We start from the raw sequence: 14,097 nt of genomic DNA, 5'->3' as shown, positions 1-14,097 counted from the left end.
GCCGGAGGACGGCCTCCGGCCCCGCCGTCAGGCGGCCCCGTCGGCCGCCAGGACGGAGTCAGCGAGTTGGAGCCGCGCCCGCGCGACACGGGAGCGGATGGTGCCGACCGGGCAGCCGAGCACCTCGGCCGCCTCGGTGTACGGCAGCCCGATGAGCTGCGTGAGCACGAAGGCCACGCGGCGCTCGCCCGGCAGGTGTGCCAGCAGGTCGGTCAGCACCACCTCGTCCTCCGGGCTGGGCGTGCCAGCCAGGCGGCGCCGTTCGACGACGGACTGCCAGTCGGGCAGGTCGGCGAAGGCCGGCCGGGCCGCCGCGTACCTGAACCGGTCGACCACGACCCGGCGTGCGATGGACAGCAGCCAACTGCGCGCGCAGGACCGGGCCGCGAACGTGCGCAGGCTGCCGACGACCCGCAGGAACGTCTCCTGCGCGAGGTCGTCGGCCGACTGCGGATCGGTCAGGTAGGAGACGAAGCGCCGCACGCACGGATAGGCGGCCAGGACGAAGGCTTCGAGGTCGGCGGGCGAGCCGTCCCGCGCGTTCACCGCCAGTTCGGTCAGTACGTCGTCGCTGGGATCGGTCCTCATCGTGATCCTTTCCGGAGAAAGAAGGAGAAGAAGGAATGCCGAACAGGTCGGTCACGGCCCTGCTCACAGCGGTCATGGCGATCTCGATGGCCCAGATCTTCCTGGTGGGCGCGTTGGGCCCGCTGCTCGTGACCCAGGCGGACGTGCCGCGTGCGGTGCTCGGGTGGACGAGTACGGCGGGGTTCGGCGTCGCCGCGCTGCTGTCGGTGGGGGCCGGTCCCTGGGTGGAGCGCCTCGGTGCCCGGCGCAGCATCGTGGCGTTGTCGCTGCTGGTCGCGCTCGCGCTGACGCTGATCGGCGCGGCGGCCGGCACGCCGATGCTGCTGGCGGCCCTCGCGCTCGGCGGAGTGCCGCAGGCGCTGGCCAACCCGGCCACCAACAAGATCATCGTGACGTCGGTGGAGCCGGTTGACCGGGGCGCCGTCACCGGCTGGAAGCAGTCCGGCGTGCAACTGGGGACCTTCGCCGCCGGGCTCCCGCTCGCCGCGCTGGCCGGGTGGCTGGGCTGGCGAGGCGTCATGTGGACCACCGCGGGGATCGCGGTGGCCGTCGCGGTCTGGGCGGCGCGGAGCCTGCCCGCCGACCCCGTGCCCGGGAACCCCGGTCGGGCCGGGCCGCCGTCCGGGCGGATCGGCAGGCTGGCGGGATACTCCTTCCTGCTCGGCTGCGGGATCGCCGCGGTCAACACCTACCTGGCGCTGTTCGGGGCCCAGCAACTGGACCTGGCGCCCGTGACGGCGGCCTGGCTGGTCGCCGTCCTCGGCGTGGCGGGGATCGCCGGACGGATCGGCTGGTCGCGGCGGGCCGACCGGTCCGGCAGGGCCGCCGCCTACCTCACGCTGCTGGCGGCCGGCGCGTGCGTGGCCGCGCTGCTGGTCGGTACGGCCGCCTGGGCGCCGGGGGCAGCTTGGGCGGTCTGGACGGGAGCGGCCGCCCTCGGTGCCTTCGCGGTCGCCGCCAACGCCGTCACGATGGTCGTGGTGATCGGCAGGGGCGGGTCCGGACGCGACTCCGCCCTGGTCTCCGCCGGCTTCTTCGCCGGGTTCGCGGCCGGCCCGCCGCTGTTCGGCGCCCTGATCGAGCTGACCGGGTACGGCTCGGCCTGGCTGCTCGTGGCGGTCGAGTTCGCCCTCGCGGCCGTGGTCGCGCTGCCCCTGCGGCGGCGGCCATGACCTGGGCGGAACGAACGCTGGCCGCGATGCTCGATCGGGTGGCGGCGACGGAGGCGGCGGTGGGTACGCGCTGGCCGCTGTTCGCCGACCCGGAGACCGGCGAGTGGACGACCACGGGACGCGGCTCATGGGCGGGCGGCTTCTGGGCCGGCCTGCTGAACCTGCGCGCCACCCTCGGCACCGACCCCGCCGCCCGCACCGCCGCCCGCACCGCCGCCCGCCGCCGTGCGTCCGCGCTCGCCCCCTGGACCGGCGCCGACACCGCCACCAGGGGCCTGATCTTCTGGTACGGCACGGCCTTCACCGACCTGGGCGATCTGCGTGCCGCCGCCGCCGACGCGTTGCTGGCCGCCTACGACCCGGACCTCGGCGTGATCCCCTGGGGGGCGGCGTTCGGAGGGCCGCGCGAACTCGCCCGCGTGGACAGCCTGCCGGGGCTGGTGCCCTTGCTCGGCGGCGCGGGCCCGGAAGGGCTGCGGGTGATGCGCCACCACCTCGACCGGCACGTGGACCTCGTGACGCGTGGCGCACCGCCGATCCCCGCCTGGCGGGCCGTGCCCGACGGCGACTGGCTGTCCCACCCCGACCCGCCGGCGGGCTGGAGCCGTACAGTGCCGTGGCTCGCCTTGGCCCTCGCCGATGCCTGTCACGCCCAAGCCCAAGCCGACACCGCCTGCACCGGCGCGGCCTGCGGTGCCCGCGTCGACCCTGACGATCAGGTCGCCTCCCACGCTTCCGCCGGCGCTCAGCACGCTGACGCCGTTCTCATGGACCCGCTCTCGCTGCCGGGCGTTCGCAGGATTCTGGAGGGGCTCGGCGCGACGCCGACAGGGGGCGACACCTCCGCCGTCGCGATCGAGGCGGTCGCCATGCTGAAGCTGGCCGACCTCGCCGCGCGCCCCGACCACGACGCCCGCATGGGCCGCGCGAACCGCGCCGGTCACGTCGGCGACCACGGGCACCTGCGGGGCCGGGCTGAGCGGATGTTGCGCGATCTGGTCGCCGACCACGTCCGAGAGGGACGCCTGCTCGACGGCTGCTATGACCGTCACCGTGGCGTCGCCACCCGCCACGAACTGGTGTGGGGCGACTTCTTCCTGGCTCTGGGACTGGCGATGATCACCGGTGCGATCACGCCCTTCGCCTGCTGAGAACGCTCCATCAGCAGCGCGTCGGCGCGACCCACCCCCGCGCAGGGGGAAAGGAACACGGAACACTCCATGGTGATATTTCCGGACAGCGCTTGGCGCGGCCGGGTACAAGGAGACACCGCACGCCCCCATCCGGGGCGGTCAGTGCGAGCTACCGCCGCACGCCCGCTTCCAGGCCAGGGCATGCGGCCTGCCGCCGTACGGCTCCGGTCAGGACGGCCGGTGCCAGACGACACTGCACGGCCCCACTGGGGCGGCCGGTGCGAGGCGACACTGCACGGCCCCAGTCAGGGCGGCCGCTGCCAGACGACGCCGCATGCCCATGACCGGAACGGTCCGTGCGAGCGGACCTCAGCGCGCCGGACGCGGAAACGTCAGACGGCGCGAACGAACCCAGGCGGCCCCCGGCGGCGCAGCGCTCGCGTGAACACCGGCGAACGCCACACACCGACCCGATCACACGGTACGGCCCGCCACAGCCCGACCCCGGCCTCGACCGGAACCGGCGCCGCGAACAACAGCAGCAGCGGCGCCACACCCCAAAGGCGCAACGCGGTCCACACCGCCTGCTCGCCCTGGTGCAGCCACCACCCGCTCAGCAGCGCCACCGTCAGGTGGACCATCGTCATGCCGACGTTGAGATGACCGTGCCCCGTGTCCAGCTCGGCGACGGGCGCCACCCGCGCGAACACCTGATGCAGCACGAGTTGCACGACCGAGGTCGCGACAAGCACACTCTCCCGCGACCGCTCACGCCCGTTGACCACCAACGCGAGCACGTACGGAACACCGAACCCGAGACCCAGCGCGATCGGCGAGATGGCCCCACCACCGGCGAACAGGTGACCACCGGCCGAGACCAGCACACAGACCGCGGCGAACGCGGCTGCGCGGATCAGGCGGAAAACCGGGGGCACGATCACCATCCTGACAGGGCGACCCACGCGTGAGAACCCCTACCCTGATCGCCCGGACGCGAGCCGTCAGCCGGTGAAACCAGGGCGCTGGTGAAATGCCGGAGGTGCGGAGTCGTCGCGGTGGGTGGCGTCGCAAGGAGGAGCGTGTTCCTGGAGGCCGTCAGCCAAACGCGGTGGGTGGCGGGTAACTCCGCTCTGCCGTAACGACGAAGGCGGGTGTGACGACGGAAAGGGCCGTGAACGCGGCCGGCTCCGGGCATGGGTGTGGCCCGAGCAGGGCTCGGGCCACGGGAGGGGTGGGTCAGCAGTCGACCAGGGCGGGGCTCTGGTTGAGGAGTTGGGCGCGGGGCGTGACGAACTCCGCGCGTGCCTGTTCCGCCGAGGGGTGGAAGACCGCCACCCGATGACAGTTCTGGAACGCCAGGCGGACCCCGAAGTGCCGCTCCAGCGCCCCCCGCATCGAGTCGCTGGCCAGGCAGCGCAGGAGCTGTCCCCGGGCCTGCTCGTCGGGCGGCGGCACCTGGTTGTCGGCGAAGTCGGCTCCGCTCTGATCACGCTGCTGGACCAGCTCGCTGATCACCGACCAGGCGTACGGCAGGGAGTCGCGGACGCAGGCGATGAACGCCGCGTCGTCCACGTCTCCGGCGCGGGCCTGGTCGAGCAGATCGTTGGGAACGGTCAGCGACATGCTGTCTCCTCACTGTTGTGACGGGATCTCTCTGACGCTAGGTGCGTCGCGGGAAAGGCTCCAGATGGCTTGAGGGGGACAGTCGTCTACTCGCGCAGGGACGCGGGGCCGTACTCGAAGGCGGGGTCGATCTGTACGGCGAGGTCGAGCCCGGTGCGCTCGTTGGCCCACGCGTGCGCGTTGCGCAGGTGGAACTCGGCCGTCTGCCTGCCGAACCTGGCCCAGTCCTTGGTCTGCGCGTCGAGATGCTTGCGCAGGAGGGCGAGGGCGTCGTTGTTGTGGGGTTCGAGGTCGGCGAGGGTGAAGACGCGGCCCTGTTCGAGGGCGCGGACGGCGGCCGAGTGCTCCATCCAGGCGGCGAGGTCGTCGCCGACGTGCTCGTGCAGGAAGTCGACGTCGGCCTGGTCGTGCACCTTGTTGCCGAGGACGACGATGGGCACCTCGTAGCTGGCGGCGTACTCGCGGTACTGCTGGTAGACGCTGACGCCCTGCCTGGTGGGCTCGGCGACGAGGACGGTCAGGTCGAAGCGGGTGAACAGCCCGGAGGCGAAGGAGTCGGCCCCGGCGGTCATGTCGACGACGACGTACTCGCCGGGGCCGTCGACGAGGTGGTTGAGCAGGAGTTCGACGGCGCCGACCTTGGAGTGGTAGCAGGCGACGCCGAGGTCGTCGTCGGTGAACGGGCCGGTGGCCATGAGGAGGGGGCCGTCGGGGGTGGGCACGGAGTACGGCAGGTCGTCGTAGGTCAGCAGCCGGGAGCCCCGGCCGGGCGGCGTGGTCTTGACCATGGCGGCGGCGGAGGGGATGCGCGGGTTGTCGCCGCGCAGCCAGTCCTTGAGCTCGTCGAGGTGGGCGCCGAGCGGCTCGGGTTGTGCGTCGAGGCCGAAGATCAGGGCGAGGTGCTGGTTGATGTCGGCGTCGACGGCGGTGACGGGGCTGCCCTGTGCGCTCAGATAGCGGGAGAACAGCGCGGACATCGTGGTCTTGCCACTGCCGCCCTTTCCGACGAAGGCTACTCGCACGTTCGAGCTCCCTGGTGACGATGAAAACCGTTTCCGTTTGCATCGCCATCATGCCACAGAGCGTGAGGGCATGGGGACTGTTCCGCGACACCGGCTTCGCGAGAATGGGGGACGGCTGCCCTCGCTTCGGCGCCGCCGACCGCGTCGAGATCGACCTCCGGCAGACCAAAGCTGCCATTCGTCCACGGCGAGGGCGACCTCGTCGCCGCGTGCCGGCCTCACCCGGCCGCGTGTGGATACCGCTGCACACAGCCGACCGCGTCGGCGAACCCGTGCACGTCCTCGTCAGGAGCTGGAAGCCAGGAGCTAGGCGCACGCCTCGTCGAGGGTGAGCGGCCGTTCCGGGCTCTGCTGCGGCGTGCTCTGCGGCCTGCTGCCGGGAGCGGTGGCGGTCTTGTTGACCGGACGGTCGGCCAGCGTCTGCTCGACCTTCCGCTTGATGAACTCGTAGTCCGGATAGGCGGTGCTGATCAGCGGCGGTACGAAGTTGAGGCTGCGGATCCGGGTGTCCTTGATCTTCTGCGCGAGTTCCACCATGGCCGGGAGCAGGTTCTGCGGGAGATCGGTGGAGATCGCCCGCTTGGTGGCGTTGGCCAGGCTCTCGAAGCTGTTCAGTACGGTCATCGGATCGGCCTGCTTGGCGACCGCGTTGAGCAGGCACTTCTGGCGGCCCATGCGCACGTAGTCGTCGCTGTCGGTGCGGGAGCGACCGTACCAGAGGGCTTGTTCGCCGGAGAGCTTGCGCGTGCCGGACGGCAGCAGCCCCTCGCGGTACTTCCCGTACACGATCGGGTCCTTGATGGTGATGCGGACGCCGCCCATCGCATCGATGATCTGCGCGAATCCCGCCATGTCCACCATCGCGTAGTGGTGGATGCGGATGCCGAGAATGCCGCCGACCGTCTCCTTGAGCAGGGTGGGCCCGCGATACCCCTTGCGGACGCCGGGCACGACCTCCGGGTAGTCCTCGGCGTACTGGAAGACCTCGTTGAGCAGACCCGGCGTGTACGGCGGTTCGCCGGTGAACCCCGACGGGAAGCGCTGACGCGCCGGGCCGGGCGGCATCGGCACGTTCTGCAGGTTGCGCGGCAGCCCGAGCAGGGTGGTGGCGCCGGTGGCGACGTCCACGCTGGCGACGGTCATGCTGTCGGTCCGCACCCCGGGCCTGCTGGGGGCCGAGTCGGCGCCGACGAGCAGGAAGTTGACCCGCGGGCGGCCGTTCCACGGGTCGTCGGCGATGATCGGCGCGGACGACGGCGTGAACAGGCTGGTGACCACGTCGCGCGAGACGGAGGCCAGGCGGGCGGCGTACACCGTGGGGACCACGACGAGCCCGCACAACACGGCCGCGACGATCGTGGCGATCCGGCGGCCGGGGTGGCTGGAGTCGGGCCGGACGAGGACGTAGGACCACACGATCACCACCGTCCAGGCGGCGGCGATGGCGAGCAGCATGAACGTGAGCGCCGTGAGCCACCCCGGCTGGACGGCCAGGGTGAGCAGGTCGCTGCCGACCAGGGTGACCATGCTGAGGATCGTGGCGACGAGCAGCGCGTACGAGCCCAGCAGCGTCAGGCCGATGCGCCGCCGGCCGGTGGCCAGGTGCGCCACCCCCCAGAGCAGCGCCGAGCCGACGGTCAGCGCGATGCTGGACGCCGGGCTGAACTCACGGTCTGCGGCTGCCATCCCCGGTCAACCCCCAATCAAGCCAGATCATCTCAGATTAGTAACGGTTTGAGGATTATTGGGACCAAGATTGGATGGTGTCGGGTCAATTCCCGGCAAGGGCGGTGTGCGGTAGAAACGAAAGGGTGAGTAACAGACGCGGAAATTACGGATTCGATGCTCTGGGCGCCTTCGCCGGGCTCATCGTCGGAGCCGTCGTGCTGCTGACCCTCACCGGTGTCTCCTTCGCCGCCGGGGCGCTGCCCGCAGCCGTTTCCTTCCTCCTCGTCGGCGTCTACACCCTGGCCAGCGCGATCAGCTACGCCTACACGACCCGCCGGGGCCGCTTCCGGGTCTGGGCCGACGAACTCGACCTCCAGGGCGGCGAGCACGTGCTCGACCTGGGCTCGGGCAACGGCGTCGTCCTCACCCGGGCCGCCCTGCGGCTGCCGGACGGTCGGGTGGTCGGGGTGGCGTCCGCCGCCGCTGCCCCCGCCAACGCCGCCGCCGAAGGCGTCGCGGACCGAAGCGGGTTCGTCTCCGCCGACCTGCGCGAACTGCCCTTCGACGACGAGGTCTTCGACGTGGTCGTCTCCAGCCAGGCGCTGCGCGAACTCGGCTCGGCCGAGTGCCGGGCGCAGGCCGTCCGCGAGGCGTACCGGGTGGCGAAGTTGGGCGGGCGGCTGCTGATCGCCGACGTCAGGCACAGCGTGGACTACGAGTCCGTGCTGCGCGGGCTCGGCGCCGCCGACGTGCGCCGCCGCGACCTCGGCTGGCGCTACTGGTACGGGGGACCGTGGTCGGCCACCTGGATGGTCGAGGCGTACAAGCGCTCAGCGCAGCCGGTGCGGTGAGGGCCGCATGATGCGCAGCGCCGGTTCGAGGTCGGCGAGGTACAGGTGGGGGACGTCCACGAAGACCCGCATCGGCCCGCGCGAGAGCCCGAGACCGCCCGCCATCCGGGCCTGCACGTCCGCGAGCGGCAGGTAGTTCAGGTAGCAGGTGTAGGCGTTCTGCGAACGGAAGGCCGCCGTCATGTGCAGGGAACGTTCCCGGATGCGGAAGGCCAGGCTCGTCAGGCACGGCACGCAGTCGTACTGCTCGCCCGGTCCGGTCAGCGAGATCCACGCGCTCTTGCTGTACGGCCGGGCCGTCAGCAGGTCGGCCGCCCACTGCAACTGCCCGCTGATGCGGGCGCCGTAGCTGTACTTGAACGGCGCCACGACCACGTCCTCGGTGAACTTCCTGGTGTACAGGGCCAGCTTGGCGGCGTCGCCGTACCTCTCGATGATGGGGTCGTCGGCGGTGAGCGCCGCGATCTCCACGAGCACCGGCGGGGCCTCGATCACCGGCCCCCTGTCGTCGTCGGCGGGGGTGCCGGACGACCACACGTGCCGCATCAGGCCCAGCCAGGCCTCCCCACATGACGCCCACAGGGATGGGCTGTCGTCCATTCAGGTCTCCAGGTTCGGGAAGTCGAAGGGGTTGTGGGGGAGCCGCCGCCGCCTGGTCACGTTGCAGCGGACGTAGTAGACGGCGTAGTGCACCAGCGACACGAGCAGCACACTGGTGAGCAGCAGGGCCAGGTTGGGGTACTGCCTGGCCAGCCCGGTGACGCCGACGGTCAGGTAGGTCGAGTTGACCACCGACATCATCATGACGTTGACGCCCGGCCAGGCGAGTGGCGCGTAGGTCTCGGGGAAGCGCGGATCGACCGGCAGGTTCGGGGACCAGTCGAGTTCGTCCTTGAGGCGGGCGGCGTACAGCAGGCGGAAGTTGTTGATGGCCCTGGCGGTTCTGGCGTGCGCGTTCACGGCCTCGATGAGCCGCAGGTACGGCAGGACGCCGAGCAGGCCGAAGGCCGCGACCAGCGCGAACAGGTACGGCGGGGCACTCTGCCAGGTCGTCAGCTGCTGGGGATGGACGACCTTGGCGCTGGTCAGGGCGATCGTCGCGAGGAACGGCACCGACAGCAGGCTCATCGCGAGCCTGGTCATCTTGAGGCGTTCCTCTTTGGCGGCGAGGTGGACCTGGTAGATGCCGCTGAAGTCCACTGCGGCAAGCTGGAGAAACTGGGTCGCTTCGAGCGGCCCCGTTACGGGGGGAGGTTTCCGCATGAGCGTGCTCCTGGATGGCCTAGTCAACCCAGTATGAACACACTTTCGGGGATTTGCCCGCCTTTCCTGCCAATCATTCCAACAAATGTTGACTACGCTACGTCAACGCAGGTCGACGTATGGTTTCCAGTACTTTCTCCAGATAAGTAGTGGGAAGCTTGTGCATGATTGTGGCAATCCCGGAATTGCGTAGCGTGGGCAGCGCCGAGAGCGCGTCGGCGGCCAGTGCCCGGCAGTACTCCTCGGTGGTTTCGAGCAGCCCGTCCGCTTTCAGGGCCGCGATGGCGTCGCGAACTTCATCATCGTTCATCCCCTTATGTAGTGAAATATCGGTTTTTGTGAGGATTGCTGGGAGGCTCAGGACGCCCTGCCGCAGGTCGTTGCTGGCGGGCTTGCCCAGTTGCTCGCTCGTCGCGGTCAGGTCGAGCAGGTCGTCGAGGATCTGGAAGACCAGGCCGAACCGCTCGCCGTAGGTCGCCAGCCCCGCCCGCTCCTCCGGCGACGCCTGCGCGCAGATCGCCCCGACCAGGCAGCTCGCCCGGAACAGTGCCGCCGTCTTGCCGGTGATCGAACGCAGCGCGCTCTCCTCAGTGCGCCCGGCGTCGAACAACTCGGCCGTCTCCAGGTACTGGCCCTCCGCCAGTTCGACCACCGTCGCCGCCAGCACCTCCGCCACCGGTCGCGACACGGACGTGAGCGCCGCCAGCCCGGCCCTGGCCAGCATGAAGTCACCGATGAGCAGCGCCTTGCCGTCACCCAGCGAGGCGTTCAGCGTGGTCGCGCCCCGCCGCCGCGTGGCATGGTCCATCAGGTCGTCGTGGACCAGGGAGCCGGCATGGATAAGCTCCACGCACGCCGCCGCCGTGACCACCCGGCGGTCGGGGCTGCGGCCGAGCCCGAGTGCGGTCGCCAGCGTGAGCGCCGGGCGCAGCCGCTTGCCCCCGGCGTCGACGACCGTGGCGGTGCCCGCGTTGATGCCGGGCAGCGTCGATGAGGCGCTCAGCCGTTGGATCCTGGTCTCGACCTTGCGAAGTCCGGCGGCGATCGGCGGGTGCAGCACGAGTGCGTCCATGCCTTCAGCCTGCGTCCGCCGTACTGTGCCAGCCCTGAGAAACGCTGAGAGCGCTCTCAGGGCGGGTGGCCCGCAGCGCCGCCACCGCCGCGCACACGGCGGGATGGTCGCCGTACCCGCTGCGGAAGGCCACCAGCGTGCGGCGCCGCAGCGGCAGCGGCGTCAGCCGGACGCCGTCGGGCGGCGCGGCGGCGGCCAGACTGGGCACCAGCGCGACGCCCTGACCTGCGGCGACGAAGGCGAGCACGGTGTCGAAGTCGTCCACGTGATGGTGCACCCTCGGCTCGAACCCGGCCGCCTGACAGGCCCTGATCGCCATCGTGTGGCACAGCGTGCCGGGCGTCGCGAGGATCCACGGGTCCCGCCTGGCCGCCCGGATGGAGGCCCGGTTGGTCAGGAACATCACCTCCTCGAACAGCGGCTCGGCGCGGACGCCCTGATCGACGACCGGCGGCACGAAGTCGTACTCGTGCACCAGCGCCACGTCCAGTTCGCCCGCACGCAGCGCGGCGGCGACGTCGGCCGGGTCGATCTCGGACACCATCGGAGTGAGACCCGGATGCGCGCGGGCCAGCTCGGCCAGCGCCTTCGGCAGCAGCGCCCGCGTGGCCGACGGGAACGCCCCGATGCGCAGCGGCCCCGACGGCTCGCCGCCGATCGCCGCCAGCGCGGCGGCCGCGCGTTCGAGTTCCTTGAGTACGGCATGGGCGTGCTCGACCAGCACCCGCCCCGCCGGGGTCAGCGCCACCGTACGGCCGGTGCGTTCGAGCAACGTCGTGCCCGCCTCCCGCTCCAGTGCGCTGAGCTGCTGCGACACCGCTGACGGGGTGAAGTTGGCGGCCTGCGCGACGGCGGCGATCGTGCCCAGCCGCGACAACTCGCGCAGCAGGCGGAGCTTACGAGGGTCCAGCATAAGACGAGCTTAAGCTCAACCGTAGAAATCGGAGCTGGACCTAATTAATGCCGATGGCCCACGCTCGATCCATGCTGACCGGAATCCACGTACCGTTGATCACCCCGTTCGCCGCCTCGGGCGCCGTGGACGCGCAGTCGTTCGAGAAGCTCGCCCACCACGTCCTCGACCAGGGCGCGAGCGGCCTGGTCGCGCTCGGCACCACCGGCGAGGTGGCCGCGCTGAGCGCCGAGGAACGCGCGGTGGTGATCGAGACCTGCGTGCGGATCTGCGCCGGGCGGGACGTGCCGCTCACCGTCGGCGTGTCCGGCAACGACACCCGCTCGACCATCGCCGCCCTGCGCGCGCTGCCCGGCGGCGTGACGGCGGCGCTGGTGCCGGTGCCGTACTTCCTGCGGCCCTCGGAACGCGGCGTGATCGCGCACTTCGAGGCGCTCGCCGAGGTGACGCCGGTGCCGCTGGTGGTCTACCACATCCCCTACCGCACCGGGCAGCAGGTCGGCGCGGCCACGCTGCGGCACCTCGGCGCCCACCCGATGATCGCCGGAGTCAAGTACGCCACCGGCTCGGTCGACCAGGACGCCCTGGACCTGCTGGCCGACCTGCCCACCGGGTTCGACGTGCTGTGCGGCGACGACCCCTTCGTCTCGCCGCTGCTCGCCCTCGGCGCCTCCGGCGGCATCGTCGCCTCCGCCAACCTCGCCACCGACCGGTTCGTCGCACTGGCGCAGGCGTGGCAGGCAGGCGACGCCGAGCGGGCCCGTGAGCTGGGGCAGCGGTTGTTCAAGCTGTCGGCCGCGCTGTTCACCGAGCCGAACCCGACCGTCCTCAAGGGCGTGCTGCACGTGCGCGGGCTCATCCCCACGGCCGACGTACGGTTGCCGCTGCTGCCCGCGAGCGCCGCGTCCGTCGCCCATGCGGACACGGTGGCATTTGGGGGTTGACAAATCCCTCTATTGGCCCCAACCTCTTCCGCATGGGTTCCCTGTGATTCTCGCACCGGGCGCGTAGAGCCTCGCTCCGCGTTCCGTACCGCCATCGATCCGTCATTCGATGCGGCATTGTGCCGAGAATGGGAGGTGGCTGCCTTATGCGTGCCGCCCAACTTTCACTTTCCGATATCACCAAGCGCTATGCCGACCGCGTCGTGCTCGACCGGGTCTCGTTCACCATCAGGCCCGGCGAGCGCGTCGGGGTGATCGGCGACAACGGCTCGGGCAAGTCCACCCTGCTCAAGCTCATCGCGGGCCTTGCGACCCCCGACAACGGAGAGCTCACCGTGACGGCCCCGGGCGGGGTCGGCTACCTGGCGCAGTCGCTCGACCTGCCGCCCGGCTCGACCGTCGCCGACGCCGTCGACCGGGCGCTGGCCGACATCAGACACCTGGAGGAACGCATGCGGGCCGCCGAGGCCCGGATGCAGGATCATGACGACGTGGCAGCCGAATACGGCGAGCTGGTCGCGGCCTTCGAGGCGCGCGGCGGGTACACGGCCGACGCCCGCGTCGACGTCGCCCTCCACGCGCTCGGGCTGCCGGGCCTCGACCGCGCCCGCCGCCTCGACACCCTGTCGGGGGGCGAACGCTCCCGGCTCGCCCTGGCCGCCACCCTGGCCGCCGCCCCCGAACTGCTCCTGCTCGACGAACCCACCAACGACCTGGACGACCAGGCCGTGGCCTGGCTCGAAGAGCACCTGCGCGGCCACCGGGGCACCGTCGTCGCCATCACCCACGACCGGCTGTTCCTGGACCGGATCACCTCGACCGTCCTAGAGGTCGACCGGGCCCGGGTGCGACGGTACGGCAACGGCTACACGGGCTACCTCACCGCCAAGGCGGCGGAACTGGCCGCGTGGGCGCAGGCGCACGAGGAGTGGAAGGCGGAGGCGGCGCGGCACACCTCGCTCGTCTCCGCCAACGCCGGACGGATGTCGGCGATCCCCCGCAAGATGACCAAGGCGGGCATGGGCACGGGCGCGTGGCGAGCACGGGCGCGCACCCACGGGGCCGCCGGGCGGATCAGGCAGTCGCAGCAGCGGCTGACCTGGCTCCACGACAACCCGGTCCCACCGCCACCGGAACCGCTCCGCTTCACCCCAGCCGCCCTCACCACACCGGCCACCCAGCTCTCACAGGCAGGCGACGCGCAGACGGAGAAGGCACTGGCAGGTGACACGTTGGTCGAGTTGGACGGTGTGGTGGTCGCCGGGCGGTTGCGGGTGGCGGCCTTGCGGATCAGGGCGGGGGAGCGACTGCTCGTGACCGGTCCCAACGGCGCGGGCAAGACGACGCTCATGCGGGTACTCGCCGGTGAGCTGACCCCTGACGCCGGGCGGGTGATCCGTCCGGGGAAAGTGGGCCACCTGCGGCAGGAGGAGACGGCTGGGCGGCTCGATCGCACGGTCCTGCGCGCGTACGCGGAGGGTCGGCCGGGCAGCCTGGACGAGCACGCGGACGCGCTGCTCGCCATGGGCCTGTTCCGGCCCGCCGACCTGCGGCTCGAAGTCGGTCGGCTCTCGTACGGCCAGCGCCGCCGCATCGACCTGGCCCGCCTGGTCAGCGAACCGGTCGAACTGCTGCTGCTGGACGAGCCGACCAACCACCTGTCCCCGATGCTGGTGGAAGAGTTGGAGCAGGCGCTGGCCGCCTACTCGGGCGCCCTGGTGGTCGTCACCCACGATCGCCGGATGCGCGCCGGGTTCACCGGCTCGCGGCTGGCCCTCACCTCGGACGGCTTGACCGCCGATCCGGCCCCGAGTCTATAGTGCTAGTAATCTAGCTGAATATGGGGGA

14 protein-coding genes are annotated in these 14,097 nt (G+C 71.2%); 5 read left to right on the top strand and 9 right to left on the bottom strand.

The window, feature by feature from the left end:
• Positions 1 to 27: 27 nt before the first annotated feature.
• A complete protein-coding gene (locus ABD120_RS05475; protein ID WP_343948586.1) occupies positions 28 to 588 on the bottom strand; it encodes a sigma-70 family RNA polymerase sigma factor in 561 nt (186 codons plus the stop codon).
• 35 nt (positions 589 to 623) lie between these two features.
• Here ABD120_RS05475 and ABD120_RS05470 point away from each other — a divergent pair, with 35 nt between their 5' ends.
• Positions 624 to 1,760: an MFS transporter gene (locus ABD120_RS05470; protein ID WP_343948585.1), complete on the top strand. Its 1,137-nt coding sequence runs from the start codon at positions 624 to 626 to the stop codon at positions 1,758 to 1,760.
• Positions 1,757 to 2,911 carry a hypothetical protein gene (locus ABD120_RS05465; RefSeq protein ID WP_343948584.1) on the top strand — a complete coding sequence of 385 codons (1,155 nt, stop codon included), beginning with the start codon at positions 1,757 to 1,759 and terminating at the stop codon, positions 2,909 to 2,911. Before ABD120_RS05470 ends, ABD120_RS05465 begins: the two co-directional genes overlap by 4 nt.
• A 374-nt stretch (positions 2,912 to 3,285) precedes the next feature.
• Here ABD120_RS05465 and ABD120_RS05460 read toward each other — a convergent pair whose 3' ends face one another.
• The 4 genes from ABD120_RS05460 to ABD120_RS05445 form a co-directional block, all read right to left on the bottom strand.
• Entirely contained in the window at positions 3,286 to 3,828 is a 543-nt protein-coding gene (locus tag ABD120_RS05460; RefSeq protein WP_343948583.1) for an MFS transporter, read from the bottom strand.
• Positions 3,829 to 4,129: 301 nt separating this feature from the next.
• Complete coding sequence (locus ABD120_RS05455; protein WP_343948582.1) at positions 4,130 to 4,516, bottom strand: SCO5389 family protein; 387 nt, start codon at positions 4,514 to 4,516, stop codon at positions 4,130 to 4,132.
• A gap of 86 nt (positions 4,517 to 4,602) precedes the next feature.
• Positions 4,603 to 5,538 (bottom strand): ATP-binding protein, encoded by a 936-nt coding sequence (locus ABD120_RS05450; protein WP_343948581.1) that lies wholly within the window; start codon positions 5,536 to 5,538, stop codon positions 4,603 to 4,605.
• Between the two features lie 306 nt (positions 5,539 to 5,844).
• Positions 5,845 to 7,224, bottom strand: coding sequence for an LCP family protein (locus ABD120_RS05445; RefSeq protein ID WP_343948580.1), 1,380 nt, complete (start codon positions 7,222 to 7,224; stop codon positions 5,845 to 5,847).
• 125 nt (positions 7,225 to 7,349) lie between these two features.
• On the opposite strand from ABD120_RS05445, the gene ABD120_RS05440 reads away from it, so the two are divergent.
• Positions 7,350 to 8,057 carry a class I SAM-dependent methyltransferase gene (locus ABD120_RS05440; protein ID WP_343948579.1) on the top strand — a complete coding sequence of 236 codons (708 nt, stop codon included), beginning with the start codon at positions 7,350 to 7,352 and terminating at the stop codon, positions 8,055 to 8,057.
• Here the strand turns inward: ABD120_RS05440 and ABD120_RS05435 are convergent.
• The 4 genes from ABD120_RS05435 to ABD120_RS05420 all read right to left on the bottom strand — a co-directional run bounded on the left by ABD120_RS05435 (position 8,037) and on the right by ABD120_RS05420 (position 11,305).
• A complete protein-coding gene (locus ABD120_RS05435; RefSeq protein ID WP_343948578.1) occupies positions 8,037 to 8,657 on the bottom strand; it encodes a thymidylate synthase family protein in 621 nt (206 codons plus the stop codon). The genes ABD120_RS05440 and ABD120_RS05435 overlap by 21 nt on opposite strands.
• On the bottom strand, positions 8,658 to 9,320 hold the full coding sequence (locus ABD120_RS05430; RefSeq protein ID WP_343948577.1) for a hypothetical protein: 663 nt from the start codon (positions 9,318 to 9,320) through the stop codon (positions 8,658 to 8,660).
• Positions 9,321 to 9,417: 97 nt separating this feature from the next.
• Positions 9,418 to 10,392, bottom strand: coding sequence for a polyprenyl synthetase family protein (locus ABD120_RS05425; RefSeq protein WP_343948576.1), 975 nt, complete (start codon positions 10,390 to 10,392; stop codon positions 9,418 to 9,420).
• Positions 10,393 to 10,396: 4 nt separating this feature from the next.
• Complete coding sequence (locus ABD120_RS05420) at positions 10,397 to 11,305, bottom strand: LysR family transcriptional regulator (RefSeq protein ID WP_343948575.1); 909 nt, start codon at positions 11,303 to 11,305, stop codon at positions 10,397 to 10,399.
• Positions 11,306 to 11,376: 71 nt separating this feature from the next.
• Here ABD120_RS05420 and dapA point away from each other — a divergent pair, with 71 nt between their 5' ends.
• Both dapA and abc-f read left to right on the top strand, forming a co-directional pair.
• Positions 11,377 to 12,249: a 4-hydroxy-tetrahydrodipicolinate synthase gene (gene dapA / locus ABD120_RS05415; RefSeq protein WP_343948574.1), complete on the top strand. Its 873-nt coding sequence runs from the start codon at positions 11,377 to 11,379 to the stop codon at positions 12,247 to 12,249.
• Positions 12,250 to 12,395: 146 nt separating this feature from the next.
• On the top strand, positions 12,396 to 14,069 hold the full coding sequence (gene abc-f / locus ABD120_RS05410; protein WP_343948573.1) for a ribosomal protection-like ABC-F family protein: 1,674 nt from the start codon (positions 12,396 to 12,398) through the stop codon (positions 14,067 to 14,069).
• The last annotated feature ends 28 nt before the right edge of the window (positions 14,070 to 14,097 follow it).

The sequence above is a fragment of the Nonomuraea longicatena genome (genome assembly GCF_039525605.1).
Lineage (GTDB): Bacteria > Actinomycetota > Actinomycetes > Streptosporangiales > Streptosporangiaceae > Nonomuraea > Nonomuraea longicatena.
The sequence above is the reverse complement of the archived record's forward strand: the minus strand, read 5'-3'. Positions and strand labels throughout refer to the sequence as shown.

Coding starts and splice junctions, on each gene's coding strand:
- ABD120_RS05475 (WP_343948586.1), bottom strand. CDS start 588: ATGAGGACCGATCCCAGCGACGACGTACTGACCGAACTGGCGGTGAAC.
- ABD120_RS05470 (WP_343948585.1), top strand. CDS start 624: ATGCCGAACAGGTCGGTCACGGCCCTGCTCACAGCGGTCATGGCGATC.
- ABD120_RS05465 (WP_343948584.1), top strand. CDS start 1,757: ATGACCTGGGCGGAACGAACGCTGGCCGCGATGCTCGATCGGGTGGCG.
- ABD120_RS05455 (WP_343948582.1), bottom strand. CDS start 4,516: ATGTCGCTGACCGTTCCCAACGATCTGCTCGACCAGGCCCGCGCCGGA.
- ABD120_RS05445 (WP_343948580.1), bottom strand. CDS start 7,224: ATGGCAGCCGCAGACCGTGAGTTCAGCCCGGCGTCCAGCATCGCGCTG.
- ABD120_RS05435 (WP_343948578.1), bottom strand. CDS start 8,657: ATGGACGACAGCCCATCCCTGTGGGCGTCATGTGGGGAGGCCTGGCTG.
- ABD120_RS05430 (WP_343948577.1), bottom strand. CDS start 9,320: ATGCGGAAACCTCCCCCCGTAACGGGGCCGCTCGAAGCGACCCAGTTT.
- ABD120_RS05425 (WP_343948576.1), bottom strand. CDS start 10,392: ATGGACGCACTCGTGCTGCACCCGCCGATCGCCGCCGGACTTCGCAAG.
- ABD120_RS05420 (WP_343948575.1), bottom strand. CDS start 11,305: ATGCTGGACCCTCGTAAGCTCCGCCTGCTGCGCGAGTTGTCGCGGCTG.
- dapA (WP_343948574.1), top strand. CDS start 11,377: ATGCTGACCGGAATCCACGTACCGTTGATCACCCCGTTCGCCGCCTCG.
- abc-f (WP_343948573.1), top strand. CDS start 12,396: ATGCGTGCCGCCCAACTTTCACTTTCCGATATCACCAAGCGCTATGCC.